The 26,073-nt window shown below is 49.2% G+C and carries 22 protein-coding genes, 3 pseudogenes and 1 riboswitch; of the genes and pseudogenes, 17 read left to right on the top strand and 8 right to left on the bottom strand.

Going from position 1 to position 26,073, the window contains the following annotated elements:
- The first annotated feature begins 270 nt into the window (after positions 1 to 270).
- Positions 271 to 414 (top strand): sporulation histidine kinase inhibitor Sda, encoded by a 144-nt coding sequence (locus PVOR_RS26250; RefSeq protein ID WP_006212600.1) that lies wholly within the window; start codon positions 271 to 273, stop codon positions 412 to 414.
- Positions 415 to 608: 194 nt separating this feature from the next.
- Here PVOR_RS26250 and PVOR_RS26245 read toward each other — a convergent pair.
- A pseudogene (locus PVOR_RS26245) lies at positions 609 to 1,611 on the bottom strand (NAD(P)/FAD-dependent oxidoreductase).
- 478 nt (positions 1,612 to 2,089) lie between these two features.
- On the opposite strand from PVOR_RS26245, the gene PVOR_RS26240 reads away from it, so the two are divergent.
- Positions 2,090 to 3,283, top strand: a complete 1,194-nt coding sequence (locus PVOR_RS26240) for an NAD(P)/FAD-dependent oxidoreductase (RefSeq protein ID WP_006212599.1) — start codon at positions 2,090 to 2,092, stop codon at positions 3,281 to 3,283.
- Positions 3,284 to 3,547, top strand: a complete 264-nt coding sequence (locus tag PVOR_RS26235; RefSeq protein WP_006212598.1) for a hypothetical protein — start codon at positions 3,284 to 3,286, stop codon at positions 3,545 to 3,547.
- A 69-nt stretch (positions 3,548 to 3,616) separates the two neighbouring features.
- Here PVOR_RS26235 and hemQ read toward each other — a convergent pair whose 3' ends face one another.
- Positions 3,617 to 4,366, bottom strand: coding sequence for a hydrogen peroxide-dependent heme synthase (hemQ, locus tag PVOR_RS26230; RefSeq protein ID WP_006212597.1), 750 nt, complete (start codon positions 4,364 to 4,366; stop codon positions 3,617 to 3,619).
- A gap of 250 nt (positions 4,367 to 4,616) precedes the next feature.
- On the opposite strand from hemQ, the gene PVOR_RS26225 reads away from it, so the two are divergent.
- The 3 genes and pseudogenes from PVOR_RS26225 to dnaI all read left to right on the top strand — a co-directional run bounded on the left by PVOR_RS26225 (position 4,617) and on the right by dnaI (position 7,607).
- The gene (locus PVOR_RS26225; protein WP_036644784.1) at positions 4,617 to 4,916 is read left to right on the top strand and encodes a YuiB family protein; all 300 of its coding nucleotides are present in this window, start codon (positions 4,617 to 4,619) and stop codon (positions 4,914 to 4,916) included.
- A gap of 198 nt (positions 4,917 to 5,114) precedes the next feature.
- Positions 5,115 to 6,621: pseudogene (locus PVOR_RS26220) on the top strand (helicase DnaB).
- Between the two features lie 32 nt (positions 6,622 to 6,653).
- Positions 6,654 to 7,607 (top strand): primosomal protein DnaI, encoded by a 954-nt coding sequence (gene dnaI, locus PVOR_RS26215; RefSeq protein ID WP_006212595.1) that lies wholly within the window; start codon positions 6,654 to 6,656, stop codon positions 7,605 to 7,607.
- Between the two features lie 124 nt (positions 7,608 to 7,731).
- Here dnaI and PVOR_RS30065 read toward each other — a convergent pair whose 3' ends face one another.
- On the bottom strand, positions 7,732 to 7,887 hold the full coding sequence (locus PVOR_RS30065; RefSeq protein ID WP_006212594.1) for a hypothetical protein: 156 nt from the start codon (positions 7,885 to 7,887) through the stop codon (positions 7,732 to 7,734).
- Positions 7,888 to 8,139: 252 nt separating this feature from the next.
- Between PVOR_RS30065 and trxA the strand changes: the two genes are divergently transcribed.
- Both trxA and uvrC read left to right on the top strand, forming a co-directional pair.
- Positions 8,140 to 8,457 (top strand): thioredoxin, encoded by a 318-nt coding sequence (gene trxA, locus PVOR_RS26210; protein WP_006212593.1) that lies wholly within the window; start codon positions 8,140 to 8,142, stop codon positions 8,455 to 8,457.
- A gap of 136 nt (positions 8,458 to 8,593) precedes the next feature.
- Positions 8,594 to 10,603, top strand: coding sequence for an excinuclease ABC subunit UvrC (gene uvrC / locus PVOR_RS26205; RefSeq protein ID WP_006212592.1), 2,010 nt, complete (start codon positions 8,594 to 8,596; stop codon positions 10,601 to 10,603).
- On the opposite strand, the gene PVOR_RS26200 is transcribed toward uvrC, so the two are convergent.
- Complete coding sequence (locus PVOR_RS26200; protein WP_006212591.1) at positions 10,575 to 12,263, bottom strand: CPBP family intramembrane glutamic endopeptidase; 1,689 nt, start codon at positions 12,261 to 12,263, stop codon at positions 10,575 to 10,577. The genes uvrC and PVOR_RS26200 overlap by 29 nt on opposite strands.
- A 289-nt stretch (positions 12,264 to 12,552) precedes the next feature.
- Positions 12,553 to 12,698: riboswitch (cyclic di-AMP (ydaO/yuaA leader) on the top strand.
- Positions 12,699 to 12,763: 65 nt separating this feature from the next.
- Here PVOR_RS26200 and PVOR_RS26195 point away from each other — a divergent pair.
- Both PVOR_RS26195 and PVOR_RS26190 read left to right on the top strand, forming a co-directional pair.
- Positions 12,764 to 14,105 (top strand): annotated as a pseudogene (locus PVOR_RS26195) (TrkH family potassium uptake protein).
- Positions 14,106 to 14,121: 16 nt separating this feature from the next.
- Positions 14,122 to 14,796: a potassium channel family protein gene (locus PVOR_RS26190; RefSeq protein ID WP_006212590.1), complete on the top strand. Its 675-nt coding sequence runs from the start codon at positions 14,122 to 14,124 to the stop codon at positions 14,794 to 14,796.
- Between the two features lie 34 nt (positions 14,797 to 14,830).
- Here PVOR_RS26190 and PVOR_RS26185 read toward each other — a convergent pair whose 3' ends face one another.
- On the bottom strand, positions 14,831 to 15,748 hold the full coding sequence (locus PVOR_RS26185; RefSeq protein ID WP_006212589.1) for a LysR family transcriptional regulator: 918 nt from the start codon (positions 15,746 to 15,748) through the stop codon (positions 14,831 to 14,833).
- 175 nt (positions 15,749 to 15,923) lie between these two features.
- Between PVOR_RS26185 and PVOR_RS30860 the strand changes: the two genes are divergently transcribed.
- The 6 genes from PVOR_RS30860 to PVOR_RS26160 all read left to right on the top strand — a co-directional run bounded on the left by PVOR_RS30860 (position 15,924) and on the right by PVOR_RS26160 (position 21,206).
- Complete coding sequence (locus tag PVOR_RS30860) at positions 15,924 to 16,133, top strand: hypothetical protein (protein ID WP_160164038.1); 210 nt, start codon at positions 15,924 to 15,926, stop codon at positions 16,131 to 16,133.
- A 94-nt stretch (positions 16,134 to 16,227) separates the two neighbouring features.
- Positions 16,228 to 16,899: a succinate dehydrogenase cytochrome b558 subunit gene (locus PVOR_RS26180; protein ID WP_006212587.1), complete on the top strand. Its 672-nt coding sequence runs from the start codon at positions 16,228 to 16,230 to the stop codon at positions 16,897 to 16,899.
- A 16-nt stretch (positions 16,900 to 16,915) separates the two neighbouring features.
- Positions 16,916 to 18,658 carry a succinate dehydrogenase flavoprotein subunit gene (sdhA, locus tag PVOR_RS26175; protein ID WP_006212586.1) on the top strand — a complete coding sequence of 581 codons (1,743 nt, stop codon included), beginning with the start codon at positions 16,916 to 16,918 and terminating at the stop codon, positions 18,656 to 18,658.
- An 18-nt stretch (positions 18,659 to 18,676) separates the two neighbouring features.
- Positions 18,677 to 19,441 carry a succinate dehydrogenase iron-sulfur subunit gene (gene sdhB, locus PVOR_RS26170; RefSeq protein ID WP_006212585.1) on the top strand — a complete coding sequence of 255 codons (765 nt, stop codon included), beginning with the start codon at positions 18,677 to 18,679 and terminating at the stop codon, positions 19,439 to 19,441.
- A 119-nt stretch (positions 19,442 to 19,560) separates the two neighbouring features.
- Positions 19,561 to 20,361 (top strand): aminoglycoside N(3)-acetyltransferase, encoded by an 801-nt coding sequence (locus tag PVOR_RS26165; protein WP_006212584.1) that lies wholly within the window; start codon positions 19,561 to 19,563, stop codon positions 20,359 to 20,361.
- Positions 20,362 to 20,516: 155 nt separating this feature from the next.
- A complete protein-coding gene (locus PVOR_RS26160; RefSeq protein ID WP_006212583.1) occupies positions 20,517 to 21,206 on the top strand; it encodes a potassium channel family protein in 690 nt (229 codons plus the stop codon).
- A gap of 83 nt (positions 21,207 to 21,289) precedes the next feature.
- Here the strand turns inward: PVOR_RS26160 and PVOR_RS26155 are convergent, their stop codons facing one another.
- Entirely contained in the window at positions 21,290 to 22,669 is a 1,380-nt protein-coding gene (locus PVOR_RS26155) for an aldehyde dehydrogenase (protein ID WP_006212582.1), read from the bottom strand.
- Between the two features lie 102 nt (positions 22,670 to 22,771).
- Between PVOR_RS26155 and PVOR_RS26150 the strand changes: the two genes are divergently transcribed.
- Entirely contained in the window at positions 22,772 to 23,680 is a 909-nt protein-coding gene (locus tag PVOR_RS26150; RefSeq protein ID WP_006212581.1) for a metallophosphoesterase, read from the top strand.
- Positions 23,681 to 23,910: 230 nt separating this feature from the next.
- On the opposite strand, the gene PVOR_RS26145 is transcribed toward PVOR_RS26150, so the two are convergent.
- A complete protein-coding gene (locus PVOR_RS26145; protein ID WP_006212578.1) occupies positions 23,911 to 24,720 on the bottom strand; it encodes a histidinol-phosphatase in 810 nt (269 codons plus the stop codon).
- A gap of 59 nt (positions 24,721 to 24,779) precedes the next feature.
- On the bottom strand, positions 24,780 to 25,682 hold the full coding sequence (locus PVOR_RS26140) for a LysR family transcriptional regulator (RefSeq protein ID WP_006212577.1): 903 nt from the start codon (positions 25,680 to 25,682) through the stop codon (positions 24,780 to 24,782).
- Between the last annotated feature and the right edge of the window lie 391 nt (positions 25,683 to 26,073).

The following is a 26,073-nucleotide window of genomic DNA, read 5'->3' as shown; positions in this document are numbered from 1 at the left end:
GGACTCAGATTAATGCAAAATGCTCAATTAAAAAATAACCACAAGTTTCCGATATAATAATTGATTATTTTTTTTTATAGTAGAGTTGTTCCAAATCCTGTGTATAACATTTATCCCCATAATCCACTTTGATATGACCCTGTTTTTTACACTTACCAACAAATTATACACAGGATTTCCACAGAAGGCTGTGGATAAGCGAACAGTTGTTCCGCTTTAGTATGTCTGATATGATAGATTCAGGAAATTTGAGGAAGGGGTGTGAGAGGGATGGCTATGTTGACGGATGAGATGCTTCTCGATTCCTATCATATGGCTGTTGAATTGAAGTTGGAGCGAGAGTTCATCACTCTACTATTAGCTGAAATTCATAAACGGAACTTGGACACCGATTCCGGCAGCATCCTGCATTAATCAGATTTTTCGTATATAGAGCAGATAACTTACGACATGATACGTATATAATGTGGGAGCTTTCAACCAAGTTCTACATAGGCTTTGACGAAATAGAAAAGGTATCTTCGATTCTGGGCCGGGCTTAAGCCCTTCGGAACGAAGATACCTTTTTTTCTATAATAACGTTCTATATGAAGTCGAAGTCATGTACCTTATAATTTCATGTTACTGCTGTGGCCCGGAGCGAGTCTGGCCTCAGGATCAAAGTATACCTTGGCGTTATTCACAGCGGTAGGCGCTTCACCAAATCCGACGGCGATCAGTTTAACCTTGCCCGGATAGGTGGTGATATCACCGGCCGCAAAAATTCCGGGAATACTGGTTTCCATGCGGGAATCCACAACGATGGAGTTGCTTTCAATCGCAATGCCCCATTCGGAGATTGGACCGAGGGAAGAGACAAATCCGAAGTTGACAATCACATCGTCCACTTCAATCTCCTGCGTTTCCTTGGTCTTGATATGGGAAAGGGTAACCTTGGTGATGGCTTCCTCACCAAACGAATTCGGTGATTTCTGTTGGTGTAATGATGTTCACCTTGGATGCCAGCAGCTGCTCGACACTATGCTCGTGAGCACGGAACTTGTCGCGTCTGTGAACCAGGGTGACTTGCTCTGCAATGGGTTCGATCATGAGTGCCCAGTCCACAGCGGAATCGCCACCGCCGCTAATGAGAACCTTCTTGCCCTTGAAGCGGCTGAGATCGTTTACGAAATAATGAAGGTTGCTCTTCTCGTATTTCTCGGCACCTTCAACTTCCAGACGACGGGGTTGGAACGCACCTACACCTGCTGTGATAATCACGGCTTTGGCATGGTGTTCCCCCAGATCGGTTTTCACGACAAAATGACGTTCCTCGAGCTTTTCCACAGCCTGGACCTTTTCTTCAAGACGAATATCCGTTTGAAAGAGCTCCATTTGTGTGGACAGATTGTTCACAAGCTCCTGAGCGGTCACTTTCGGAAAGCCTGCTACGTCATAAATATATTTTTCCGGATACAGCGCAGCCAGTTGACCTCCGAGTTGAGGCATGCTCTCGATAAGTTTTACCGAAGCTTGGCGCATTCCGCCGTAAAAAGCGGCAAACATGCCGGCAGGTCCGCCACCGATAATCAAAAGATCCGTCATGTTGTTGTCTTGTGGCATCGTTGTCATGCGGTAAGCACCTCCATAAAATGAGATTATATTCGAATCAGACAGACGTTCTTGCCTGGATTAAGCTGATTCATGAATTCCTTACCTATTATAATCGCCCCGAACCAGCATGAAAAGACGAGAATTGAGCTAAAATACCTAACATTGGAATGTTTGCGCTTACTTAGTATGTCAGGGTATAAAAGGTGGATAAATTTGCATATTAAATGGCAAAAAAAATCTTGATATTTGCATGGTTTATGCATATGATTAACGTGATAACTTGTGTTCATTACAGGGTTGCAATATATTTTGATAATAGTAGCAACTGTACGGAAACCGCAGAATGACAGCTGTTTTTGAACAAAAATGGATAATCAGGTCAAATGATGAAACGGGCTCTGATAAGGGCTCTTCTCTTTTTTTGGGTGTAATTCACAGAATGTTAACATGTGTACCATACTGTATATATAAAGAGTAAGCTGGAAGGAGCAGTAGAATGAGCAGCATACCGAAGATCGTAATCCTTGGCGCGGGTTACGGGGGCATATTGACAGCGCAGCGGCTGCAAAAAGAGCTGAATTATAATGAGGCCGATGTTACATTGGTGAATCGCCATGATTATCATTATATTACAACGCATTTGCATATGCCGGCAGCAGGAACAGACAGCATTGAGAACACCCGGGTATCCATTTCGAAGCTGATTGACGAGTTTAAAATCGATCTGGTCAAATCCTCGGTGCAGGAGATCCGTCTTCACGACAAGAAGGTGATTCTTGAAGATGGCACTTTATCTTACGACTACCTAGTCATCGGGCTTGGAGGGGAACCGGAAACCTTTGGTATTCCAGGGCTCGCCGAGCATGCGATGACCATCCGAAGCATCAACTCGGTCCGATTGATTCGTGAGCATATTGAGTATCAATTTGCTTTATATAAGAATGAGCGCAGACCGCAAGAGCGCATTAACTTTGTTGTGGGCGGGGCAGGTTTCAGCGGCATCGAGTTTGTAGCCGAGCTGGCGGACCGCATTCCGAGATTGTGCAAGGAATATGATGTCGATCCGACACTGGTGAATATCTATAACGTAGAAGCCGCGCCAGCTGCTCTTCCGGGATTTGCACCGGAGCTGGTGGAGTACGCCATGAACGTTCTCGAGAAGAAGGGCGTAACCTTCAAAATGGGCATTGCCATCAAGGAATGCCTGCCGGGCGGCGTCGTGCTGAACAACGGTGAAGAGATCAGAGCGGCAACAGTGGTATGGACCGGCGGTATCCGCGGCAATCGCTTGGTTGAAGCAGCAGGCTTCGAAACGATGAGAGGCCGCGTGAAGGTCGATGAATATCTGCGTGCTCCCGGGTATGAGAATATTTATATTATCGGCGATAACTCCCTGATTTTTAATGAGGAAGGCCGTCCTTATCCGCCGACTGCCCAGATGGCGATGCAGCAGGGCGTATGCTGCGCCCAGAATATCGTTGCGGCGATTAGGGACAAGTCAATGCGCAAGTTCGAGTTCAGTAATAAAGGCACGGTAGCCTCCCTCGGCCGAGGTGAAGGCATTGCTGTTGTCGGGGATAAGAAATATCAGGGCTGGAAAGCGGCTCAGCTGAAAAAATTGGTTGATCTCCGCTACCTCTTTATTATCGGGGGGATTCCGCTCGTCCTGAAAAAAGGTAGGTTTCTGTAAATGAGACACTGCAGCGTTCAAGTACGGGGGCTGCTCACAAGAGATGAGCTGGATCGTTACAACGCCTTAATGGAGGTTGGCTCCTATCTGGAGTCGCAAGATCAATACGATCTTGCGTATACGATTCAGCAGGAAGTCGACATTCTTATTCTTCCTGCCATCGAGCGGCTAAAGGATAAAGGACGTGCCCGCGACCGGGCGACAGCGGAATATCTTGAAACCTTGCGCAAGCAAGAACAAGATGAGGAAGACGATAATGAATGAAGAAGGGATGCTCTCCTGAATTAGAGAGCATCCCTTTTTTTGTACATGTTATCTATGTGTTAGAAGGAGTTATACCTTCATCAAATCGGTAAATGAAGCCTGGTCAAGCAGGTTGCCGACATAGAAAGGACCGAACTCGCCAAAACGTGCACTCACTTCGTCAAATCTCATTTCATACACGAGTTTTTTGAACTGAAGGGCTTCATCGCTGAACAGCGTTACGCCCCATTCCCAATCGTCGAGCCCAACAGAACCGGTAATGATTTGTTTTACTTTGCCTGCGTAGCCGCGGCCAATCATCCCATGGCTCTTCATCATGGATTTACGGTCATCCATGCTCAGCATGTACCAGTTGTCCGACAAGTCTCGCTTTTTGTTCATCGGATAGAAGCAAATATGCTTCGATTTAGGCAGGGCTGGCTTCAGACGAGCGATAACATGCGGATTCTGCATCGGATCCTCATCGGAAGAGCCGGCCAGATAGTTGCTCAGCTCAACAATGCTTACATAGGAATAAGCCTTGGTGGTGAACTGCGCAAACGTCGTTTTGTTAAAGGCATTCTCTATCGCGTTTAGATCTTCTAGCGTCTCGCGCAAATGCATGAATACAAAATCGGCTTTCTGGCCGACGATCGTATATACAGCGGTGCTGCCTTGCTTAGCGGCTTCGATGGCATCCCATTCCTGAAGGAACGCATTCAGCTCGTCCAGCGCAAAAGCGCGTACTTCTTCATCTGCAGCTTTCCAGGCCGGCCAATTGATGGTACGGAAATCATGCAGCGCATACCAGCCCTCCAGCGTCATTGCAGCTTCGTTCATGTAATCACTCCTAAACGTTATGTTCGTTATCATTGAAGCGGATAACCGCTTGCATTAACTCCCTTCATTGTACTGTAAGCGTGGTCGGAAGGGCAAACGATGACACAATGTATTCACGATTGTTCGTTGATCTGTGACATGATTTTTAGTAAACTAGCTATTAGCTAAAGCTTGGTGTGCTGTTTCTTGCTGCAATATTGTAGAATAGCTGCTATGCGTAGGTGATAAAGAAGAGGTGAAAACAGCGATCATGCTTCAATTTATTCCTGTGCTCGTGCTGATGATTTTGTTTTTTGTCATGATGTTCGGTATCGGTTTTATCCTGAATATGTTGATGAAAACGACTTGGTTTCCATGCTTTTTGTTTGTGATTGTTATCTTGCCAGTCGTTGTATACAGCTTGTGGGATCGGGGCCAAATGTCGTTCTGGACTCACGTCGGATCATTCCAACTGGTTGATTACTTAACGGGGGTTGCAGGTCTGATCGGTGCTTATTTGAGCGGATGGACCATTAAGACATTGCGTATTAAAGGCTTTAGAATGTTTTAGTGCGCTTGGCGCAAATTGAATGTAGTGTTAATGGCGGCTCTTCAATACCCGGGGGCCGTCATTTATTATTTGTGGAACCATGCAAAGCGTGAATATGCGAATTCCATAATTTTTGATGCGAAAGAACCGACTTCTGATCTTCGGATTTATGATAGAATAGAGGAAGTCTATTTTTGGGCGACAGGGGGAGCATAAACGATGCGCATGACTAATTTTTTACATTTTACCGAGAACCACCGTTACTGCGTATACCGTGACTTCTGTTTAAGCGGCCTGGATGACAAAATGCTTGGTTCGATTTATCAACCGATGGTTGGTGCGTTTGCGGTCAGTCTGTACCGTCTTCTCGTTTCCCATGTACCGGTGGAGAAGGTGGGTTATTCGGCCATTGAACAGCAGCGACGATTATTCCTGACCCTGGGACTTGATCCTAGTGAAAAAGGACGCCGTTATCTCATTGAACAAACCTCCAAGCTTGAAGCGGTAGGGTTACTGCAGACAAGTCGGATGTTCGTCCCGGAAACGGATGACCATGTATATGAATATGAGCTGCAGGCGCCGCTCAGTCCGGCGGAGTTCTTCAACACACAGCATCTGACACTGCTGCTTCGGGACAAGGTGGGGAAATTCGCCGTCCTGTCGCTAAGGGAAGAGCTGTGGAGCAAGGAGCCTCTTGAATGGTCCGGTATTTCCTTAAACAAGGAGAACATTTCGGTTCCCTTTTATGATATTTTTGAGTTGTAACACGCACGTTATTGATTATGAGCTGGAGCAAGCGCTGGAGGAGGTCGCGGTGTCGCGTAAGTCCATCCTGCCGCCGAATCCGCAAGGGGATGGCCTGAATTATGCCGACATCATTCTTCGCTTCCCGCGTGAATCCCGCAATCGGGTCTTTGTGGAGCGGCTCCGCTATGATCACGAGCAAATGGGCATTGTGAATTACGTTGTGCGCAAATACGATCTGAGCACGCAGGACTTGTGCCGGCTGCTGGATGAGGACGGCATATTTACCGAGCATGGCGAGGTCGTGCTGGATGATCTGCAGCACAAGGCCAGCCTTCACTTCCGTCAAGGAATGAAGATGCAGGAGAAGCGGCAGATTACGGCAGGCAAAGTGATCGCTCTCCATCAGGAGATGATAGCCGATCCGGACGAGCCCGTACAGGAGCATGCGGTACAGACGGAATTTTATGTGGAGGTTCCAGCCCAGTTCCAATCGAAATGTGATATACACCAATATAATATGATGCTTCGCAACGAACCCTATACCCGGCTGCTGCAGACGTTCTTTCCAGGCTCCGTTCCTGCACAGTTCCTGGATATCTTTGAAAAGATTGATCTGAGCTACAAACTGCCGGGTGAAGTCATCAACGTGCTCATTCATTATTTAATGTCGCTTATTGCCGCAGGCGGCGAGCAGCGGATCAACCGCAATTTTGTGGAAGCGATCGCTTCCAACATGCTGCTGAAGCAGGTTAACAGCTACGAGAAAGCTGTTCAATATATACGTGATCAAGCCAAGATGAAAGGCAAACAGAAGGCAACCACGCAACGTACGCGTACATACGCTAAGGGCGGGAAGGTGAAGCCGGAAATCCCGGTGGCGCTGGAGTCCGATCAGGGCGAGGCCGTATCGGATGAGGAGTTCGAAGAAATGATGCGATTTGCAGCAGAAATGCAAGCTGGCAATAAGAAGGGCGGGTAATGAGATACCGCTCATGAGAGGAGGAATAAGAGATGGAGTCCCTTGGTGAACTGCTAGAGAGTATGAAAAGTCCTGCGCTTCGGCGCAGAACCGAGCAGATTACGGAGGATTTACTCAAGAATCCTCTGATACAAGCATTGCGGAGCGAATTCCCGGAAATCGATGATCGGGTCATACGCTTAAATTTAAGTAAACTGTATCAATATGCGGGGGACCAGGCCCATTGCCAGTCGTGTCCGGGGCTGGACCGCTGTCCAAATGATTTCCAGGGGCATATCAGCAAGCTGGATATTCAGCGGGTGAATGGAACGGTAGAAATTTATGAGCGGAAGGCTCCTTGTTCCTTGCAGATTGCAAAGACCAGCGAGGACCAGATCAAGAAACGGATTCGCAGCTTTTATGTGGATGAGCATGCCTTGAACGAAGGTTATAACAATATGGAGATTATGGCAAAGGACCGTTTGCGGGCACCTGCGGTTCATCAGGTCTTTAAATATATCCGGGATACCAAGGAGAATGGCTTGTCTCCGCGAGGACTGTATCTTACCGGTTCGTTTGGCACCGGGAAGACCTATCTGATGGGGTATTTGATGCATGAGCTCGCGAAGGTGGGCCACTCGGGCGTCATTGTGTACATGCCTGATTTCGTGGAGGATCTGAAAACCATGATGCAGGATGGACAGAAGCTGAAGGAAATGGTGGAGACCATGAAGCATTGCGATCTGCTGATCTTTGACGACATTGGTGCGGAGAACTTGAATCCGTGGGTTCGGGATCATGTCCTTGGTTCCATCCTGAATTTCCGGATGAACCGGCTGCCGACCTTCTATACGTCAAACTATCCGCTCGACGGACTTGAGCAGCATCTCAGCTTCACAAGCAAGGACGGCGAAGAAGCCCATAAGGGGCAGCGGTTGATGAACCGGATTGCGCCTTTTGTGGATGTGGTCCACTTATTCGGCGAGAACCAGCGAGGTAAATTTTAGATCGATTGCGGCGGTCACATCTTTATCATGGACAAACTTCCCGGAAATCGTAAAAAGTCTGATCCCGTTAGCGTACAGAACGCGGCGGGATCAGACTTTTTAATTCTGCACAAGGAATCATCAATTAGCCGACCAGGAACTTGATAATAACGAATCCGAAAAAGATGATGGTCATGAAACCGAACATCCCCACGAAGCCCATCATCAAATCGCCAAAGTCATTGCGTGGTTCTTCATTGATGTGCTCCCGTGGATCGTTAACGCGTACGTTTACATCCATGGTGCTTGCCTCCTCAAAAGGTGAACATGTCGTGTGAACACGAAAACTTGACAGTCACCCGACTTGTTACTAGTAGTATACCCAATGCGCAAATCATTTGTAAAGATTGCATAAAAATCCCGTGAAATCCTCTTTCTTTAGGTGAGTATATTTCACTTTTTCGGGCCGATTGTGGTATACTAAATTCGTCGACCCATTCGACAATTATGATTTGCACTATACCCGATCTTATCCTGTGAGGAGGAGAATACAATGGCTATCGTCAATGTTACCGACCAAACCTTCGTGAATGAAGTTGAAGGCGAAGGAACGGTTGTAGTTGATTTTTGGGCGCCGTGGTGCGGCCCTTGTAAAATGCTTGCTCCGATTCTGGACGAATTGTCTTCAGAACTCGGTGATGATGTGAAAATCGCAAAGGTGAACGTGGATGAGAATCCGGAATCCGCAGCACGCTTTGGCGTGATGAGCATTCCGACCATGATCTTCTTTAAAGACGGCCAGCCTGTCGATAAAGTGGTTGGTTTGAATTCCAAGGAAGCCTTGAAAGGCATTATTGCAAAACATCAATAAGCGTGGTTTGGCATCAGCTGAAATCCGCTTTCATACAGCGCCTTCGGTATAAACCCGAAGGCGCTTTGTGTGGTTATTCATAATGGTTTATATTTATGGTTAATAATATATAATCTCCTTGGAGAGGAGGAAAAGCATGGACGATTTTGCCAAACAGCTGCAGGAGCAGGAGAAGGCGCTTGAGAGTATTCGCCATAAGCTGGCATTACTGCCGGATCTGCCCGGCTGTTACCTAATGAAAAATCAGGATGGAACGATTATCTACGTGGGCAAGGCCAAGGTGCTGAAGAATCGGGTACGCTCTTATTTTACCGGTAGCCATAACGGAAAAACCCAAATGCTCGTTTCGGAAATTCGCGATTTCGAATACATTGTGACAGGCAGCAACATGGAAGCGCTCATTCTGGAGTGCAACCTGATCAAAACACATCAGCCCAGATTCAACGTGCTGCTGAAGGATGATAAAACCTATCCATACCTTAAAATTACGAATGAAGAGCATCCTCGTCTGGAAGTGACCCGAAGGGTGCTTAAAGATAAAGCGAAATATTTTGGCCCCTACCCGAATGCGTATGCGGCACAGCAGACCAAAAAGCTGCTGGACCGGATGTACCCTTTGCGCAAATGCGGTGTCATGCCTAAAGAAGTGTGCTTGTATTATCATATGGGGCAATGCTTGGCTCCATGCGTGAAGGAAGTGCCGAATTCCGCCTATGAGCAGATTACCGGCGAGATTAACTCTTTTCTGAACGGCGGACATGAAGAGATCAAGAAGGAATTGCAGCGCAAAATGCAGGAGGCCGCGGAGGATTTATATTTTGAGCGTGCCAAAGAGCTGCGGGATCAGATCATCCATATCGATACCTTAATGGAGAAGCAGAAGATTACGACCACGGATACACGGGACCGCGACGTATTCGGTTATGCTGTGGATAAAGGCTGGATGTGTGTGCAGATTCTGTACATGCGGCAGGGGAAAATGGTGCAGCGCAACAAATCCGTCTTTCCGTTCTACGGGGATGCGCACAGTGACTTTATGTCTTTTATTGCCCAATATTACAGCGACAATCCTGCACTGCCGCAAGAAATTCTGCTCCCTGGCCCTCTGTTGATAGAGGAAGCTGCTGGTTCAGTAACCGCAACGGGAACCGTTATCGAAGCTGAAAGCGTACAGGGCAAGGAGAATGCCGCGGATTCGGCGAGCCAGCCAACTGCAGGTTCTGCGGAAGAGCTGCAGGAAGCCTTAGTCCAGGCTCAAGAGGAGAAGGCGGAGGCAGAGGGTATCGTGGATGCCGCCGGCGGGGCTGCCGCCTTGCAGGAATGGCTTGGAGTGAAGGTACACGTGCCGCAGCGGGGCTTGAAGAAACAGATGGTGGGCATGGCATCGGATAATGCGAGGGTTTCCCTGGACGAGAAGTTCCGGTTGATCGAGCGCGATGAAGAACGCACCTCGGTTGCGGCGGCTAATCTGGGTGAAGTGATTGGACTCCAGTCGCTCAACCGGATTGAAGCATTTGACAACTCGAACATACAGGGGAGCAATCCGGTATCGGCCATGGTGGTATTCACCAATGGGAAGCCGGATAAAAAGGAATACCGCAAATACAAAATCCGCACCGTCCTGGGACCGGATGATTATGATACGATGCGTGAAGTGATTCGGCGGCGGTACGAGCGCGTCTTGAAGGAGAACTTGCCGCTTCCCGACCTTATCGTGGTTGATGGAGGCAAGGGACAAATCTCTGCGGCCATCGATGTATTGGAGAATGAGCTGGGACTGTTTGTCCCGGTATGCGGGCTTGTGAAGGACGCCAAGCACAAAACGGCGCAGTTAATGATCGGAGATCCACCGGAGCCGGTAACACTGCCACGGGACAGCCAGGAGTTCTATTTACTGCAGCGCATCCAGGATGAGGTTCACCGCTTTGCGATTTCCTTCCACCGCGATCAGCGCGGCAAATCGATGGTGACTTCGAAGCTCGATTCCATTCCCGGCATAGGGGAGAAGCGCCGCAAGCTGCTGCTGAAGCATTTTGGCTCGGTCAAAAAAATAAAAGAGGCTTCAGTCGAAGACTTCAAGCCCCTTTCCATAGGTGAAAAATTAGCAACGCAAATTCTTAATGCACTTCGTGAGGAGGAGTCGTAACATACGGCTTCTCTTTTTTTGTCGGATTGAAACGGTATATCAAATATGCAACAATTCCCGGCAGCACCATGTAGAACACCCCGATCAGTAAGTTGGCGGTATCCTTGAGCATAACGAGGCTGAGGCCCATCAGAATGCTGTTGAAGATGACGTGGGAGAACATGGCCGCGAGATACCCGTATTTCAAGAAGATGTAACTGAACAGCAAGCCGATGATGACCAGCTCGATAGGCCTCGAGATCACAGGGTATATCGGATAAAGCGTATGCCCCAGCGCCCAGATGAGCGAGGTGATCAAACTTGCCACAAAGGTATTGCGAACGATTTTCTTCACCATTTTGATACCAAACAGCCGGTATACGGCTTCCTCCGATATGCCTGCAAACCAGGCCATCAAAGGGAACAGCCATGGATACAGCATATTGTAAGGCGATTGCGTGGCATCGGTTGTGGACCATGTATTCAAGGTAAGACCAAGAACAATAAAGATTAGAGATTGAACTCCGAGCAGAATGAACGCCCACATATACCCCAGCTTCATGCTATCCAGCACATAACGTCCATACCCGGCTTCCTTGGCCCGCGGCCATGGGTTAAGGCCGTCTTCTTTTTGCCACAGCCCGTTGCCCCCGACCAGGGAAAAGTAGAGCAGCGCGGAGAAGATGAGTGAATAGACCGCATAGAATATCATCATGCCGAGAATGCCGGTAGAAGACATGCCCTCGGATTTGAACACGGGTACCAGATTGTACGTATTCAGCATTTGAATAACGAATAGCAGCGCCGATAGGAACAAGCCGCGTTTAAACGAGGTGTAAGCTCTGGTCTTCACACTGTACACAATGGCAAGTATGCCAAGAATCAGGGTAAACAAACCGTAACCCGCCAGCGTCAGCAGTGTTGCATCTTGAGTCTGCTTGTTAACATAAGCGGAATGCGCAGCCGGAATCGAGAAGGATGGCTCATAGGAGCGTAATTTCCCGTGCTCGAAGGTGAAGCGCAGCTCCAGCACGGAATCGCCGATCTTGGTTTCCGGATCCACGTACTTCAGCCGGGGTTCTCCTTCCCGCGTAACCAGCTTCAGATGCGAAATATCGTAGCCTGCACGCTTGAGCCAAGGCTCGGCAAGCTGCTGCTTATCGGTCAAAGTCATGCCGTCCTCTACGACAAGGAGCATTTGTTTCTGCACTTTACCCTTGTTCAGTTCAATCCGGTCATAACTGGAGCGGGCAAAATCATACGAGAACCCGACGATGCCGGAATTCTGCATATGCACGTCCACATTGAGGGCATCGCCTCCCGGCTCGCTGAAGCGAACGCGGTATACGTCATAGGGATATTTGGCCTCAAAGGTTTTGTTGTACTCCGAGAGTTTCTTTTCCCTCGCTAAATATCCGTAAAGCTCCGATTTGGATTGATATGTAATCAATGTCTCCTCAGCTTCCGCAGCGGCGAACTGCAAGTGCTCCTGCGCGAACCTGGAAGCGGCTTGCTGGGCTTGTGCTTTGGATATAATATCCGGAGTGGCCATCTCGGTAGAATCCGTATTGGCTGATGGAAATACCTGAAATAACAGGAACAAAATCAGGCCAACTGCGGCAGGCGCGATGAGCTGCTTCAAGTTGGGCTTCAGCCTCAAAGGCTCTCTTGCACGATTCATGAATTTCCTCCTCTGGAAAGTTGATACTCCACTGGGTATTAGAGCTGCCTGATGAAGAACGCATAGAGCCAATATAACATAGATATGAAAGGGATAAGCAGCTTATCCCAATTTGGTAATAATGAAATAAAACGATGAAAATGAATGAAAGGTTTCGAAAATGTTAGAGAACCATACGCTTGTATTCTTGAATATGCCCAATTCGAGCTCTTTTAAAGACTTTTTGGGTGAAAAACGGCGTTGGGTTACGTACCGGATTGGGTTATAATCACATCATGCTTCAAGGAACTGAATATTCCAGCCGAATTTCGTACTGAAAATGGGGGAACCATGTAATTGGGGTGAATTTCATTATTCTATAGAATAATGAATAGGGCGACCTGTGGAAATGCCCGAATCCGTCAGCTAACCTCGTAGGCTGCAGCACAGGAACCAGACCGTAAGGGGCACTGCGTTTTCCAGTGTCTTTTTTCTTTGACTTTTTTTAAGAAGGTGACGGATTGAACTCCAAATTAAAATGGCTCAGGTTGTCCCCGCCGCAGATTCTGGTGCTTGGTTTTGCGGCCATTATCTTCATCGGGGCTGCATTGTTAATGCTGCCGATTTCCAGTAGAACCGGCGAGCCGCTTGGATTTATTGATGCATTGTTCACTTCGACATCAGCAACGTGCGTAACGGGTCTGGTTGTGGTGGATACAGGGACAACATTCAGTTCTTTCGGTCAGATCGTGATCATGCTGCTGATTCAGATTGGCGGGCTCGGCTTCATGACGATGGCTACTTTGTTTGCCCTGGTCCTCAAACGGCGAATTTCCCTCAAGGATCGTCTTGTCCTGCAGGAGGCGATGAATCAATCCTCGATGGAAGGCATCGTAAGGCTGATTCGCAGAGTATTGTTATACTCACTCGTGATTGAGGCTTGTGGCGCTGTACTGCTGTCTATCCGGTGGGCGTTTGATATGCCGATCGGAAAAGCGATATATTACGGTGTTTTTCATGCGGTGACCATGTTCAACAATGCCGGTTTCGATTTGTTTGGCGATTTTCGAAGCTTGACCGGGTATGTATACGATCCGGTGGTAAACGTAGTCGTGATGTTTTTGATTGTTTCAGGCGGTATTGGCTTCATTGTATTGTCTGATCTGATTGACTTTCGGAAACAGCGGAGACTGTCATTGCATTCCAAGGTGGTGCTCTCTATGACAGGAGCGCTGCTGCTGCTCGGATTTATCGTTATTCTCATATTTGAATTCACCAATCCGCGAACGCTCGGCTCCCTCAATTGGGGCGGGAAGTTCTTAGGAGCGTTGTTCCAATCCGTAACGCCGCGCACAGCGGGTGCGAATACTATAGATATTACGGGCCTAAGGCAGGCCACACAGTTTTTCATCGTGATTCTCATGTTTATCGGCGCATCTCCCGGATCAACCGGGGGCGGTATACAAAACAACGACGTTTACCATAATGGTTGGTGCGGTCATCGCCATGATGCGGGGACGCGACGACATCGTCATGTTCCGTTATCGGCTTGCACAGGAGCGGGTACTGAAGGCGTTAACCATCGCACTTCTCGCCTTGCTGCTCGTTCTTGCGGTCTCCATGATTCTGTCCACGACAGAGGAAGGGGAGTTCCTGGAAATCCTGTTCGAAACAACGTCCGCGTTCGGTACGGTGGGGCTCTCGATGGGCTTAACGCCTGATCTGACCGTGTTCGGCAAAATATTGATCAGTATTACGATGTTTGCAGGACGATTGGGTCCGCTGACACTTGCTTATGCACTAGGGCCGAAAAAGGGTAAAGAATTATATCGTCATCCGGAAGGCAAAATGATTATTGGATAAGGAGTATAGGAGAGACATGAAACCAAAGCAATTTGCAATTATCGGTTTAGGACGATTTGGCTCCAGCCTGGCGCTTGAACTGATGGAACAGGGATATGAGGTGCTCGGCATCGACCGGAACGAAGAGGTTGTCGAGGATATGAGCGAGCTGCTAACACATACGGTGGTCGCGGATGCTACAGATGAAGAGGTGCTTAAATCACTCGGGATCCGCAACTTCGATTGTGGGATTGTTGCAATCGGGAATGATATCCAGATGAGTATTTTATCCGCCATCTTGTTGAAAGAGCTTGGTGTTACCACGGTAGTGGCCAAGGCGATTTCGGTCCTGCATGGCCGGGCTCTGGAGAAGCTGGGCGTGGACCGGGTCATCTTTCCGGAGCGGGATATGGGCATTCGGGTAGCTCACCAGCTCGTTACGCCGAACCTGCTTGATTATATCGAATTATCCAAGGACTATTTGATTGTGGAGATGACGGTTACGGACTGCATGGACGGAAAAACACTGAGCGAGCTGAATACGAGGGTTCGTTATGGCGTAAGCGTGGTAGCCCTGAATAAGCAAACCGGCATTATTGTGGCTCCGACCGCCATGGACGTGGTGAACTCGGGCGATATTATGGTCGTTATCGGATCCAATGATAACGTAGACCGCTTTGAATCTGAAGTCGTGAACATGCTTGAGAAATAAATATAGAAGAAAAACCTGACGGCTATGATCGCTGTCAGGTTTTTTTTGATTTTTCCTCTTCCAGTCTCCGGAACAGAATCTCTGTCTCGTCAATCCACCTGCTGGCCGCTTTGCTGAGCTCCGAGGCCTGGCCGTAAATCAGCGACGTCGTTCGACGGGTTTCGATGAGTGCGGGAATATGAATGTCGACCAGTCCGTTATCGGATAATAACTGCGGACGGAGATACGACTTGGGCAGAAGTGCTGCCGCCTTGCAGGTAGGAATCAAACGGACGATCGCCTCGAAGGAGTCAATTTCCATTCGAATATCCGGCATAATGCCCCAGCGGTGGAACAGGTCATCCGTCAGCTTGCGGTACCACGTTCCGGTCGAGAAGATAATCATTGGCAGTCCTTGGAGCTGCTCAATTCCGACGTCCTCGATGTCAGCCAGCGGGTGCGATGAGGGAATGACAAGCTCCAAGTGGTCATCAAACAGCGGAATGCAGTTTAGGCCGGGCTGGTTGATTGAGGAGGCAACGATGCCGACATCCACCCGCTTATCTCTTACATACGAAACGATTTCATGGGTTTTGCCGGTAATCAGCTTGATTTCGGCTGCAGGATGGCGCTCCATGAATGCATTGACCAGCGGGGGCAGCGTCGTCTGAAGGGTGGTCAGGCTGGCACCCAGATTGATCGATATTTGGTCGCCCTCCCGGTAATGGGCCAAAGTCTGCATGAATTTGAGCTGCTGCTGCCGCTGCTCCAGGGCAAAGGTGTACACAATCTGACCGATGGAGGTGAGCTCCAGGCGTTTGCCGCGGCGGTTAAAAAGCTGCAGTCCGAGCTGATCCTCAAGCTTCGCTATTTTTCTGGACAGGGCTGGCTGTGACAAATTAAGCAGTTTGGACGCCTGATTAATGCTGGATTGCTCTACAACGACGGCAAACATGTCCAGTTCCTCGAACATGAAATTCCTCCTATATAAAATAGACATACGTGCAAATAATTGCTTATGCGTATAGATTATAACGATTAATAATTATATTGCAATTCCATTATAAGAAAAAAAGGAGTAACATGAGACATGACACAAGTTGTTCACACTATTGCAGAAATAGGCAGCTTTTTGTCGTTGAAACGGTTTGAGTCCGCGTTCAAAGAGGTCGGTTTTCAATACTGAGGCTTGTGCTGCCGGTGTGCGTTTCTTCAAAACGCTTAGATTGGATGAAGCCAGGGACGTCAGGTGCGCAGCTGGAAGTTTGGGTACGCTGCACCGGAAGGTGCGGCTGAATTCAAGATTCGATGCCGAGTGGCTTCTTGATTCACTTCGCGATCCCAAGCGGGCTTTTTGAACAACCTCTTTAGGACAGGGAAAGTGTAATTGTTCTGAAAATAGGAAAGATTGAAAATGAAAACGCTGCACATTGGAAAGGGGAACGTCAACTAATGAAAGGGTATTATTCCAGAAAGCTACATTCCTTACTTGGTGTCATACCGCTGGGAGCATTCTTGATCAGCCATATGATCTCCAACTTTAAGGCTTTCGAGGGCGGAAAGAAGGGCTTTGAGGGGGCCGTGCATTTCCTGAACAGCATGCCGCTCGTTTTTTTCCTCGAGCTGTTCCTGATCTGGCTGCCATTGTTTTATCATGGCATCTACGGTCTGTACATTGCTTATCAGGCCAAAAATAACGTAGGGAACTACAGTTATGAGCGCAATATTCGCTTTACTATCCAGCGTGTCACCGGGGTTATTACGTTTGTATTCGTTATCTGGCATATGTACGATACGCGTTTCCAAATCATCATCGGCAAAATCACGCATGATGATCTGGGCGCCACGATGCACAACATTATGAACAACCCCGTGCTGTTTATTCTGTATGTTATCGGTGTAGTCTCAGCAACCTTCCACTTCGCAAACGGCCTGTGGGCGTTCCTCGTCAGCTGGGGCATCACCGTCGGTCCGCGCGCGCAGAAGGTATCTACTTACATCTGCATGGGCTTGTTCGTGCTGATGAGCGTGCTGTTTATTCTTGCTATGACTGCATTCCGCAGTTCTGAGTTCCAAGCGGCGGCAACAGCAGCGATCGATGTAGTTAAGACAGTCTTAAGTTAAGGGGAGTGAACGAAAAATGGCATCTAATATTATTGTAGTGGGTGGCGGCCTTGCCGGGTTGATGGCAACCATCAAAGCGGCAGAAGCCGGGGCTCACGTTCATCTATTCTCACTTGTACCTGTTAAACGCTCTCACTCCGTGTGTGCGCAAGGCGGAATCAATGGAGCTGTTAATACCAAGGGCGAGGGTGACTCTCCTTGGGAGCACTTTGACGATACGGTATACGGCGGCGACTTCCTGGCGAATCAGCCACCTGTAAAAGCGATGTGTGAAGCGGCTCCTGGCATTATCCACCTCATGGACCGCATGGGCGTTATGTTTAACCGTACCCCGGAAGGGCTGCTCGATTTCCGCCGTTTCGGTGGAACGAAGCGCCACCGTACTGCGTTCGCTGGCGCCACGACAGGTCAGCAGCTGCTGTATGCGCTTGATGAGCAGGTTCGCCGTTGGGAAACCGCCGGTCTCGTTACGAAATACGAGAACTGGGAGTTCCTGAACGCAATCATCGACGACGAAGGCATCTGCCGCGGTATTGCTGCCCAGGATCTGCGCACGATGGAGATCAAGGCGTTTAAAGCGGAAGCCGTCATTCTGGCAAGCGGTGGTCCCGGCATTATTTTCGGTAAAACCACGAACTCCGTCATCAACACCGGTACAGCAGCAAGCGCTGTCTATCAGCAAGGCGTTCATTATGCAAACGGGGAATTCATCCAGATTCACCCGACGGCGATTCCAGGTGATGACAAGCTTCGCTTGATGTCGGAATCGGCACGCGGTGAAGGCGGACGGATCTGGACCTATAAAGACGGTAAGCCTTGGTACTTCCTCGAAGAGAAATACCCGGCTTACGGAAACCTGGTGCCGCGTGACATCGCAACCCGTGAGATTTTCTCTGTGTGCGTAGACATGGGACTCGGCATCAATGGCGAGAACATGGTTTACCTCGATCTCTCCCATAAGGATCCGAAAGAACTCGACGTGAAACTCGGAGGCATTATCGAGATTTATGAGAAGTTCATGGGCGATGATCCGCGTAAAATCCCGATGAAAATCTTCCCGGCAGTCCATTATTCCATGGGCGGCATGTGGGTCGATTACAACCAAATGACAAACATTCCGGGGCTGTTTGCAGCCGGGGAATGCGAGTATCAATATCACGGTGCAAACCGTCTGGGTGCGAACTCCCTTGTCTCCGCGATTTATGGCGGCATGGTGGCCGGACCGAAGGCCATTGAATATATCAAAGGCATGAAGAAGTCGACAGAGGACATTTCCTCGACCGTATTTGATCGCGTAGCGAAAGAGCAAACCAACAAATACGAAGGCCTGCTCAAGATGGAAGGTACCGAGAATGCTTACGTGATCCATAAAGAGCTGGGCGAATGGATGACCAACAATATGACGGTGGTTCGTTATAATGACAAGCTTGAGGCAACCATCGGCAAAATCAAGGAATTGAAGCAGCGCTACCGCAATATCAATATGACGGATACGTCCCGCTGGAACAACCAGGGCGTGGCATTCACCCGTCAGCTGTGGAACATGCTGGAGCTGTCCGAGGCGATGACGCTGGGCGCACTTCTTCGGAACGAAAGCCGCGGCGCTCACTACAAGCCTGATTTCCCTGAACGTAACGATGAAGAGTTCCTGAAAACAACGAAAGCTGCTTGGACGCCTGACGGACCGCAGATTTCATACGAAGAAGTGGATGTTTCCTTAATCCCGCCGCGTATTCGCGACTATTCGAAAGACAAGTAAGAAGGAAGGGGATTTAATATGTCTCAAACGGCAGCCGCCTCAAAGAGTGTCAAGTTTATCATTACACGCCAGGACAACCCGGAGACGAAATCCTACACTGAGGAATTCGAGCTTCCGTACCGTCCAGGTATGAACGTCATTAGTGCGCTGATGGAAATTCAGCGTAATCCCAAAAATGCGCAAGGTCAGACAACCGCGCCGGTATGCTGGGACTCCAACTGCCTTGAGGAAGTTTGCGGAGCTTGCTCCATGGTCATCAACGGCAAGCCGCGCCAAGCATGTGCCGCGCTGATCGACAAGCTGGAGCAGCCGATCCGGATTCAGCCGATGAAGACGTTCCCGGTCGTAAGAGACCTGGTTATCGACCGCAGTCGTATGTTCACGGCGCTCAAGCGTGTTAAGGCGTGGATTCCAATCGACGGCACCTATGACCTGGGACCTGGACCGAAAATGGCTGAGAAGAAGCGCCAGTGGGCTTACGAGCTGTCCAAATGCATGACATGCGGTGTATGTCTTGAAGCTTGCCCGAATGTTAACGAAAAAACGGACTTTATTGGTCCCGCGGCCATTTCCCAAGTCCGCTTGTTCAACGCTCACCCGACAGGAGAGATGAACAAGGAAGAGCGTCTGGAAGCTCTGATGCAGGATGGAGGCATTGAGGGCTGCGGCAACTCGCAGAACTGCGTCCGTTCTTGCCCGAAAGGCATTCCGCTTACAACGTCCATTGCGGAAATGAACAAGGATACAACCAAACATCTGTTTAAGCGCTGGCTTGGCGTTTAATCGGATTTCAGGTTTCACAACCAAGGCGTCTGACCGGGGCATCACTTCGGTACAGGCGCTTTTTTAATGTGTGATATAATTCATGTGTTTTACGGATATTTAAACAGAGGTGAGTTAGGTTGATTATAGAAAGACCGATTACGATACAAGACATAAGCGATGACTTGATGATTCTGGGCGTTCAGAAGGGAATGACCTTGCTTGTCCATTCCTCGCTCAAAAGCATTGGGGGGTGGGTTGTTGGCGGTCCAGAGGCAGTCATACTGGCGCTGGAGGAGGTGTTGGGCGAAGAAGGGACACTGGTCATGCCGACACAGTCCGCGAACTTGACCAATCCTGAGATGTGGGGAAATCCTCCGGCGGACCCGAAATGGTGGGAGCTGATCCGCGAGGGCATGCCGCCCTATCATCCCGATATGACGGTCACTACGGGCATGGGGATTATACCGGAGGTGTTCCGGAAGCAGGAAGGCGTTATCCGCAGCGCTCATCCTCATGTCTCGTTTGCTGCCCGCGGCAGGAACGCAGAGTCACTCATGCATCCTCATGCGCTTGATTATAGCCTGGGAGAGACCTCGCCTTTAGCGCGTTTATATGAGACAGGAGCCTACGTGCTGATGCTGGGGAGCGGTTATGGCAATAACACATCATTCCACCTTAGCGAATATCGCGCCGATTGGGAAGGAAAGAGGATAGTTACCGCCCATGCCCCGGTACGCAGAGTGCAGGGGAGAACGGAATGGGAAGCATTCCAGGACATCACCTACCATTCCGATGATTTCGAAGCCTTGGGAACAGCATTTGAAGTTGAATGCAGGGAAGCATACAAGCATGGCCGTGTAGGCAAGGCGAAATGCATCTTGGCTGAACAACGGGCCATGGTGGATTATGCGGTGCGCTGGATGGAGGAGAATCGTTAGACTCGTAAAGTGTCTTGAGAACCAGCTGCCATGAACACATCACGCCAATTACGCCGATTACCAACCACCTCCAGGTGTTTCAGTACCGTTTCGAGGGTAATAGGATGATAGTAAGGCCTGCTGGTCAGGCCCCAAGCCGAAGGAGGGGACTGAACATGTCCTGGTGGATGTGGCTGCTCAATTTAACCGGATTGCTGCTGTTGATCTATTTTTTCTACAGCATGGATAAGAAATGGTCCAGCAGGCCTTTGCTGCTAGCCCCGCTGCTCATTTATGCCCTGGTGTCGGTTGAAGATCTGCTCGGGTGGATCGATCTCATGAAGATTGTGCCCGGAGAAGGCGGCATGCGCGCTTTGATCCTGCTGTTTGCGTTATGCTCCGTTATTTTTTATGTGCTGTACATATTTGATAAGATCGCTGACTCTGTTCATCAGCACGTCGATATGAAAACAACTCTGGTTCGAATCAGCATGGCGGCGGGCATGTGTATTTTGTTCTTCACGTTGGTGTATATGTCCATCTATAAGCTCTTTGGAGGTGTATCCTTCGAAGGTGTTAATATCGGTCAGGATTTGCTGAGCCAGTTCATTACCTTCCTGTATTTCAGCATGGCGACGTTTGTGACGGTGGGGTATGGTGATGTAGCCGCTGTGGACAACACGTCCCGGCTTGTGGTCGTGCTGGAGATTGCATTTAGCTTCATTACCGTAGCCTACGCGCTGTCGATGCTGGGAACGCTTCGCCGGATCTTTAAACCGGGTGGAGACGGCTCGGAGATGCTGGATGGCGGCGAAGAGAGTAAGAAGGCCAACATGCCGCACCGGAGAAAGCATTCTTCCATGTAATAAAAAAGAGACGCACCAAGTTGGTGCGTCTCTTTCAGTTCTGCCGGCGTAGAAGGAAACGGACGCCTTGCTTACAGCCGGGCCTACGGCTTCATTAATTTTTTCAGGATGCCCAGACCGTTTTTTGAAGGGTAACGGAATTTAAAATCAAACCGGTTGGTTTGTTTGAGCACACTCTTCATATGGGAAAAGGTATGAAAGCTGTATTCTCCATGGTAAGAGCCCATGCCGCTCTCCCCGACACCCCCGAACGGAAGGAAGGGCGTTGCCAAGTGCATCAGCGTATCGTTCACACATCCTCCGCCAAAAGAAACGGAAGAAAGAACGTAATCCTGCACGTCTTCATTCTCGGTGAACAGGTACAACGCCAGCGGTTTAGGGCGGGCATTAATTGCCTGGACAGCTTCATGCAGATGGTCATAGGTCAGGATCGGGCACAGCGGCCCAAAGATCTCTTCCTCCATCACGGGCATATCCCACGTGATATCATCCAGCACGGTGGGTTCAATGAGCAAGCGATCTCTAAGGGTATTTCCGCCGTGACGAAGGGTCCCATTGTTCAGAAATCCGGATAATCGGTCAAAATGCTTCTCCGACACAATACGGCCGTAGTCGGGGTTGGCCAGTGGTTCCTTGCCATAGAACGAAGTTATGGCATCCTTCAGATGCGAGATGAACTTCTCCTTCACCTGGCTGTGGACCAGAATATAATCCGGGGCAACACAGGTTTGGCCGGCATTCGTATATTTGCCAAAAGCGATACGTGAAGCCGCTAAGGCAAGGGGGGCATCCTCATGGACGATGCAGGGACTTTTTCCACCAAGCTCAAGTGTGACCGGGGTCAACTGCTTGGCTGCGGCTTCCATGACAATTTTGCCGACATGGGTGCTGCCGGTAAAGAAGATATAATCCAAAGGCTGCTCCAGCAGGCTTGTGCTGACCTCGGGTCCTCCCTCGACAGATGCTACGTATTCGGGATCGAACGTCTCTTCGATCATTGCAGTAATCAGCCTCGATACGTTAGGTGTTAGCTCGGAAGGCTTCACAATAGCAGTATTCCCGGCCGCCAGTGCTCCGATGAGCGGAGAGATGGCCAGCTGCCAGGGATAGTTCCATGGGGCGATAATCAGCGCGGTGCCGTATGGCTCGGGATAGACCATCCCTTTGCTGCCGACGTGCGTCAGCGCGGTTTTGACACGCTTGGGCTTGGCCCAGCGCTTCAGATTCTTTATGATGAAGGAAAGCTCTTTGTAGACAATTCCAATCTCGGTGGAGAAGGCCTCCTGCTCGCTCTTGTTTAAATCCTTGCGAAGGGCTTCCATGATGTCGTTTTCTCTGGCTATCACAGCTTGTCGCAGTTTCCCCAGCTGCTGTAGACGGAAATCGATTTCCTTGGTGATATCTTTATGAAAAAAATGCTGCTGTGCCGAAACTATTGCTGCTATAGAATCGTTAACAGTCATAATTAAGACCCCTTTCTCTTCGGATCGTTTATGTATATGAGTCATGGGTAAGGCTGCAAAACGGGTATTCTTTCATTTTATTATATAGGAGGATGTCCATATATGAGAAATCCATCCTCAGAACCGCTGCATGGTACCGCTCGCCAAGGAGCAGAACGAGTTAGTCAACGTAAGACGTTGTCGCGCCGCCAGTTTCTTAAGGCAGGTCTATCGACGGTGGTCGGAGCAGGCGCTGCAGCCGGGGCCTACGCCTATCTATGGGAGCCTCATCGGCTGGAGGTTACCCGACTGGAGGTGCGGCTTCCTTCACTGCCCAAGGCTTTTGACGGGAGGAAAGTGGCACACTTTAGCGATTTGCACCTGGGTTTTCATACTGGAGCGAAAGATGTGGAACGTGTGGTGCAAGCGATTCATGCAGAGAAGCCGGACATGATCTGTTTTACAGGGGATATGGTGGATGGTCATGCAGAGGATATGACAGAAGCGATTAAGCCGTTTGCCACGCTCAAGGCCCCTCTTGGTTCATTTTCCATACTGGGTAATCATGATTACGGAGACGTGGAGAAGCTGACCCACATGGAGGAGGAGGCCGGGTTTAGAGTGCTTCGGAACTCTTCGGTGAAGCTGCGGCGGGACGGTGCTGTGATCGCGGTGGTGGGATTGGACGATGGAATCTGGGGAAATCCGGATCCGATAGCGGCCACTCGCGACTTGCCTGAGGGCATGTTCAAGCTGCTGCTGATGCATGAGCCGGATTATGGAGACATTGCGGCTGGGTATTCATTCCATGTCCAGCTCTCCGGACACAGCCATGGGGGCCAGGTCCGCCTGCCCTTGGTGGGTGAGGTAATAACGCCTCCCGGAGCAAAACTTTATGTGCAGGGGCTGTACCATATTGGCTCTCAAGGGATGCAGCTCTATGTAAACAGAGGAATCGGCACGACAGGGCTGCCTTTTCGTTTCTTGTGCAAGCCGGAGCTTACCATGCTCACATTACGCTCAATGACATGACAGGATCTTTAGTTATCTATCTAAAAATTTCAATATGAAAGGTTTAACTGGAATTTGTTACACAAATGAAATATACCTGTTATCAAACTCTAACAGCCGCAGGTTAAACTTATCACATGACCCCCTTTTGAGAATATATATTATGTTTTGGACCCGGAAACGGGTCCACTTTTTTTGCCTATTTTGCTTAACTTCATAGGTATATACGAAAAAACAGAAGGGGTACCCCATTAGAGAGGTACAGTCACCTTCTGTTTTTGTTCGAAGTATACCCATTCCTTATATCCGATTTCTTTGAGCACTTTGGCAACTTCATCGAACTCATCCCCGACACGGGAAGGTTTGTGTGCGTCAGAACCGAACGTAATATCGACACCATGGTGGTGGGCAACTTCCAGTATGGCATGGGAAGGGTACCAGCCGCCGGATAACTTGGTTTTACCCGAAGTGTTGACCTCGATAGCCAAGCCGCATTCTGCGATAACGCGTAAGGTTTCATCGATAGCAGCATCGGTCATGATATCGGAAAAAGGCGGGTAATTGCCTTTCATGGCATCCATGTGGGCGATAATCTGGAACATCCCGCTGCGCGCGGATTGACGGATCAGATTGAAGTATTCCTCTTTATCGGCAATCTGCTGCTCCGGGGTCAGGTTGTTCCAGCGCTTCTTGTTAAAGATGCTTACATCTCTGACGTGATGAATAGAACCGATGATGTAGTCAAAAGGGTGAGCAGCTAACGCTTGCTGATAAACCGGGGCATGGTCAGGAAAATAATCGGATTCAATGCCCAGCAGCACCTTGATTTTCCCTTCGTATTCCCGCTTTAATTCCAAAACCTCTTGGACATAACCTTCAAAATCCGTTTTCCTCATGGAGATGGCCGGGAAGGGTTGATCTTCGGGGCTTCCAAAATACGGAGTATGGTCAGAGATCCCAATCACCTTAAAATCCGCGGCGATCGCAGCGTCGATATAATCCCGAATGCTGCCTTCTGCGTGACCGCAGCGGAAGTGATGGGTGTGCAGATCAAATTTCATATGGACCTCCTTCATGTTGATAGAATGGTTGTTAAGATCCTCTAGGGATTGTATTTGCGTTATTCACTGCTGATGAATTGCGTTTCCGGCATGCCTTTCAGATCGCTGAGGAATTGACGCATCGCTGAGCTGACGTATCGCCCGCTCTTATAGATTACGCCGACAGGATGGCTGACTTCAAGCTCGCTGAGTGGAACGATCTGCAGGGTGCCGTTGCGGAGCTCGGTAGAGACCGACTGCTTCGAGATGATCGCTGCGCCCAGATTGATCTCGACCATCCGTTTAATTTCCTCGCTGCTGGACAATTCCATGACAACCTGCGGATTGATGCCGTGCTTTTTCATCACGTCATCGGCGAAACGTCGGCCGACGGTGTCACGCGTAAGCAGAATGAGCGGCGTTCCACCCAGTACGTCCATACTTGCAGTAGACAGTTTAGCCAGCGGATGCTGTGGAGATACAACCAGCTCAAAGGTATCGTAATACAGAATGGATGTGCTTAAGTTGGGATTGCGCTCGATCAGATAGCCGATCCCGATGTCGATGAGACCATTCTCCACGCTGTGATAGATCTGTGAGGAAGCCATGGATTGAATGGTAGTTTTGATATGAGGGAATTGATCCTGAAAGTAGGAAAGCACCCGTGGCAGGATTTGAATCGCAATGGAAGTAGTTGTACCTAACTGGATATGTCCCTGGGGAGTTTGGTCAAGGTCGGATAACCGCTGTTTCAGCTCATCCACAATGCTGAGGATTTGTTCGGCGTGATCCACAAAGACCTGCCCCCGGTCGGTTAACGTCACTGGCTGGCTCCGGTCGACCAGTACCGTCTTGAATTCTTCCTCCAGGCTTTTGATCTGAGCGGATACCGCTGGCTGTGTCAGATTAAGAAGCTCTCCCGCTTTGCGAAAGCTCATCGTTTTGGAGATGGTAATTAGCGTTTCCAATTGGCTGATGTTCATAGCCTTCCTCCTTACTTGATATGTTCTTCCGCTCCTACGATCGCGTGCAACCTGTATTATTTAAATTATAGGTTATTCTCCCCGGTGGAGCAATGAAGAGAGCAAACCTGCCGGTTATCGACTAAAAAAGCTTAAAAACATTTTAATTTCCGCATAATTATTATTAAAAGATGGGGCAACCATCCGATAATAGTAAAGTAGACATAGAAAAAAGGTGAGACCAAAGGCCCGTTTAAGCGAAAGGATTATCTTCGTATTAAAGCGTTTCAGGCGATATCTGACATAGCAAGACAGTTGTTGTCATGGGGGCTGTCGCTATTTTGTGATGATTTATTACAAGGTATCCATTATAATGTTTAAATAAATAGGTGGGACTTTGGGACCCTGACCA

The organism is Paenibacillus vortex V453 (assembly GCF_000193415.1).
GTDB classification, from domain to species: Bacteria; Bacillota; Bacilli; order Paenibacillales; family Paenibacillaceae; genus Paenibacillus_AQ; species Paenibacillus_AQ glucanolyticus.
Note: the sequence above shows the minus strand (reverse complement) of the source record. Positions and strands in the feature narration are given on the sequence as shown.

Coding starts and splice junctions, on each gene's coding strand:
- PVOR_RS26250 (WP_006212600.1), top strand. CDS start 271: ATGGCTATGTTGACGGATGAGATGCTTCTCGATTCCTATCATATGGCT.
- PVOR_RS26240 (WP_006212599.1), top strand. CDS start 2,090: ATGAGCAGCATACCGAAGATCGTAATCCTTGGCGCGGGTTACGGGGGC.
- PVOR_RS26235 (WP_006212598.1), top strand. CDS start 3,284: ATGAGACACTGCAGCGTTCAAGTACGGGGGCTGCTCACAAGAGATGAG.
- hemQ (WP_006212597.1), bottom strand. CDS start 4,366: ATGAACGAAGCTGCAATGACGCTGGAGGGCTGGTATGCGCTGCATGAT.
- PVOR_RS26225 (WP_036644784.1), top strand. CDS start 4,617: ATGCTTCAATTTATTCCTGTGCTCGTGCTGATGATTTTGTTTTTTGTC.
- dnaI (WP_006212595.1), top strand. CDS start 6,654: ATGGAGTCCCTTGGTGAACTGCTAGAGAGTATGAAAAGTCCTGCGCTT.
- PVOR_RS30065 (WP_006212594.1), bottom strand. CDS start 7,887: ATGGATGTAAACGTACGCGTTAACGATCCACGGGAGCACATCAATGAA.
- trxA (WP_006212593.1), top strand. CDS start 8,140: ATGGCTATCGTCAATGTTACCGACCAAACCTTCGTGAATGAAGTTGAA.
- uvrC (WP_006212592.1), top strand. CDS start 8,594: ATGGACGATTTTGCCAAACAGCTGCAGGAGCAGGAGAAGGCGCTTGAG.
- PVOR_RS26200 (WP_006212591.1), bottom strand. CDS start 12,263: ATGAATCGTGCAAGAGAGCCTTTGAGGCTGAAGCCCAACTTGAAGCAG.
- PVOR_RS26190 (WP_006212590.1), top strand. CDS start 14,122: ATGAAACCAAAGCAATTTGCAATTATCGGTTTAGGACGATTTGGCTCC.
- PVOR_RS26185 (WP_006212589.1), bottom strand. CDS start 15,748: ATGTTCGAGGAACTGGACATGTTTGCCGTCGTTGTAGAGCAATCCAGC.
- PVOR_RS26180 (WP_006212587.1), top strand. CDS start 16,228: ATGAAAGGGTATTATTCCAGAAAGCTACATTCCTTACTTGGTGTCATA.
- sdhA (WP_006212586.1), top strand. CDS start 16,916: ATGGCATCTAATATTATTGTAGTGGGTGGCGGCCTTGCCGGGTTGATG.
- sdhB (WP_006212585.1), top strand. CDS start 18,677: ATGTCTCAAACGGCAGCCGCCTCAAAGAGTGTCAAGTTTATCATTACA.
- PVOR_RS26160 (WP_006212583.1), top strand. CDS start 20,517: ATGTCCTGGTGGATGTGGCTGCTCAATTTAACCGGATTGCTGCTGTTG.
- PVOR_RS26155 (WP_006212582.1), bottom strand. CDS start 22,669: ATGACTGTTAACGATTCTATAGCAGCAATAGTTTCGGCACAGCAGCAT.
- PVOR_RS26150 (WP_006212581.1), top strand. CDS start 22,772: ATGAGAAATCCATCCTCAGAACCGCTGCATGGTACCGCTCGCCAAGGA.
- PVOR_RS26145 (WP_006212578.1), bottom strand. CDS start 24,720: ATGAAATTTGATCTGCACACCCATCACTTCCGCTGCGGTCACGCAGAA.
- PVOR_RS26140 (WP_006212577.1), bottom strand. CDS start 25,682: ATGAACATCAGCCAATTGGAAACGCTAATTACCATCTCCAAAACGATG.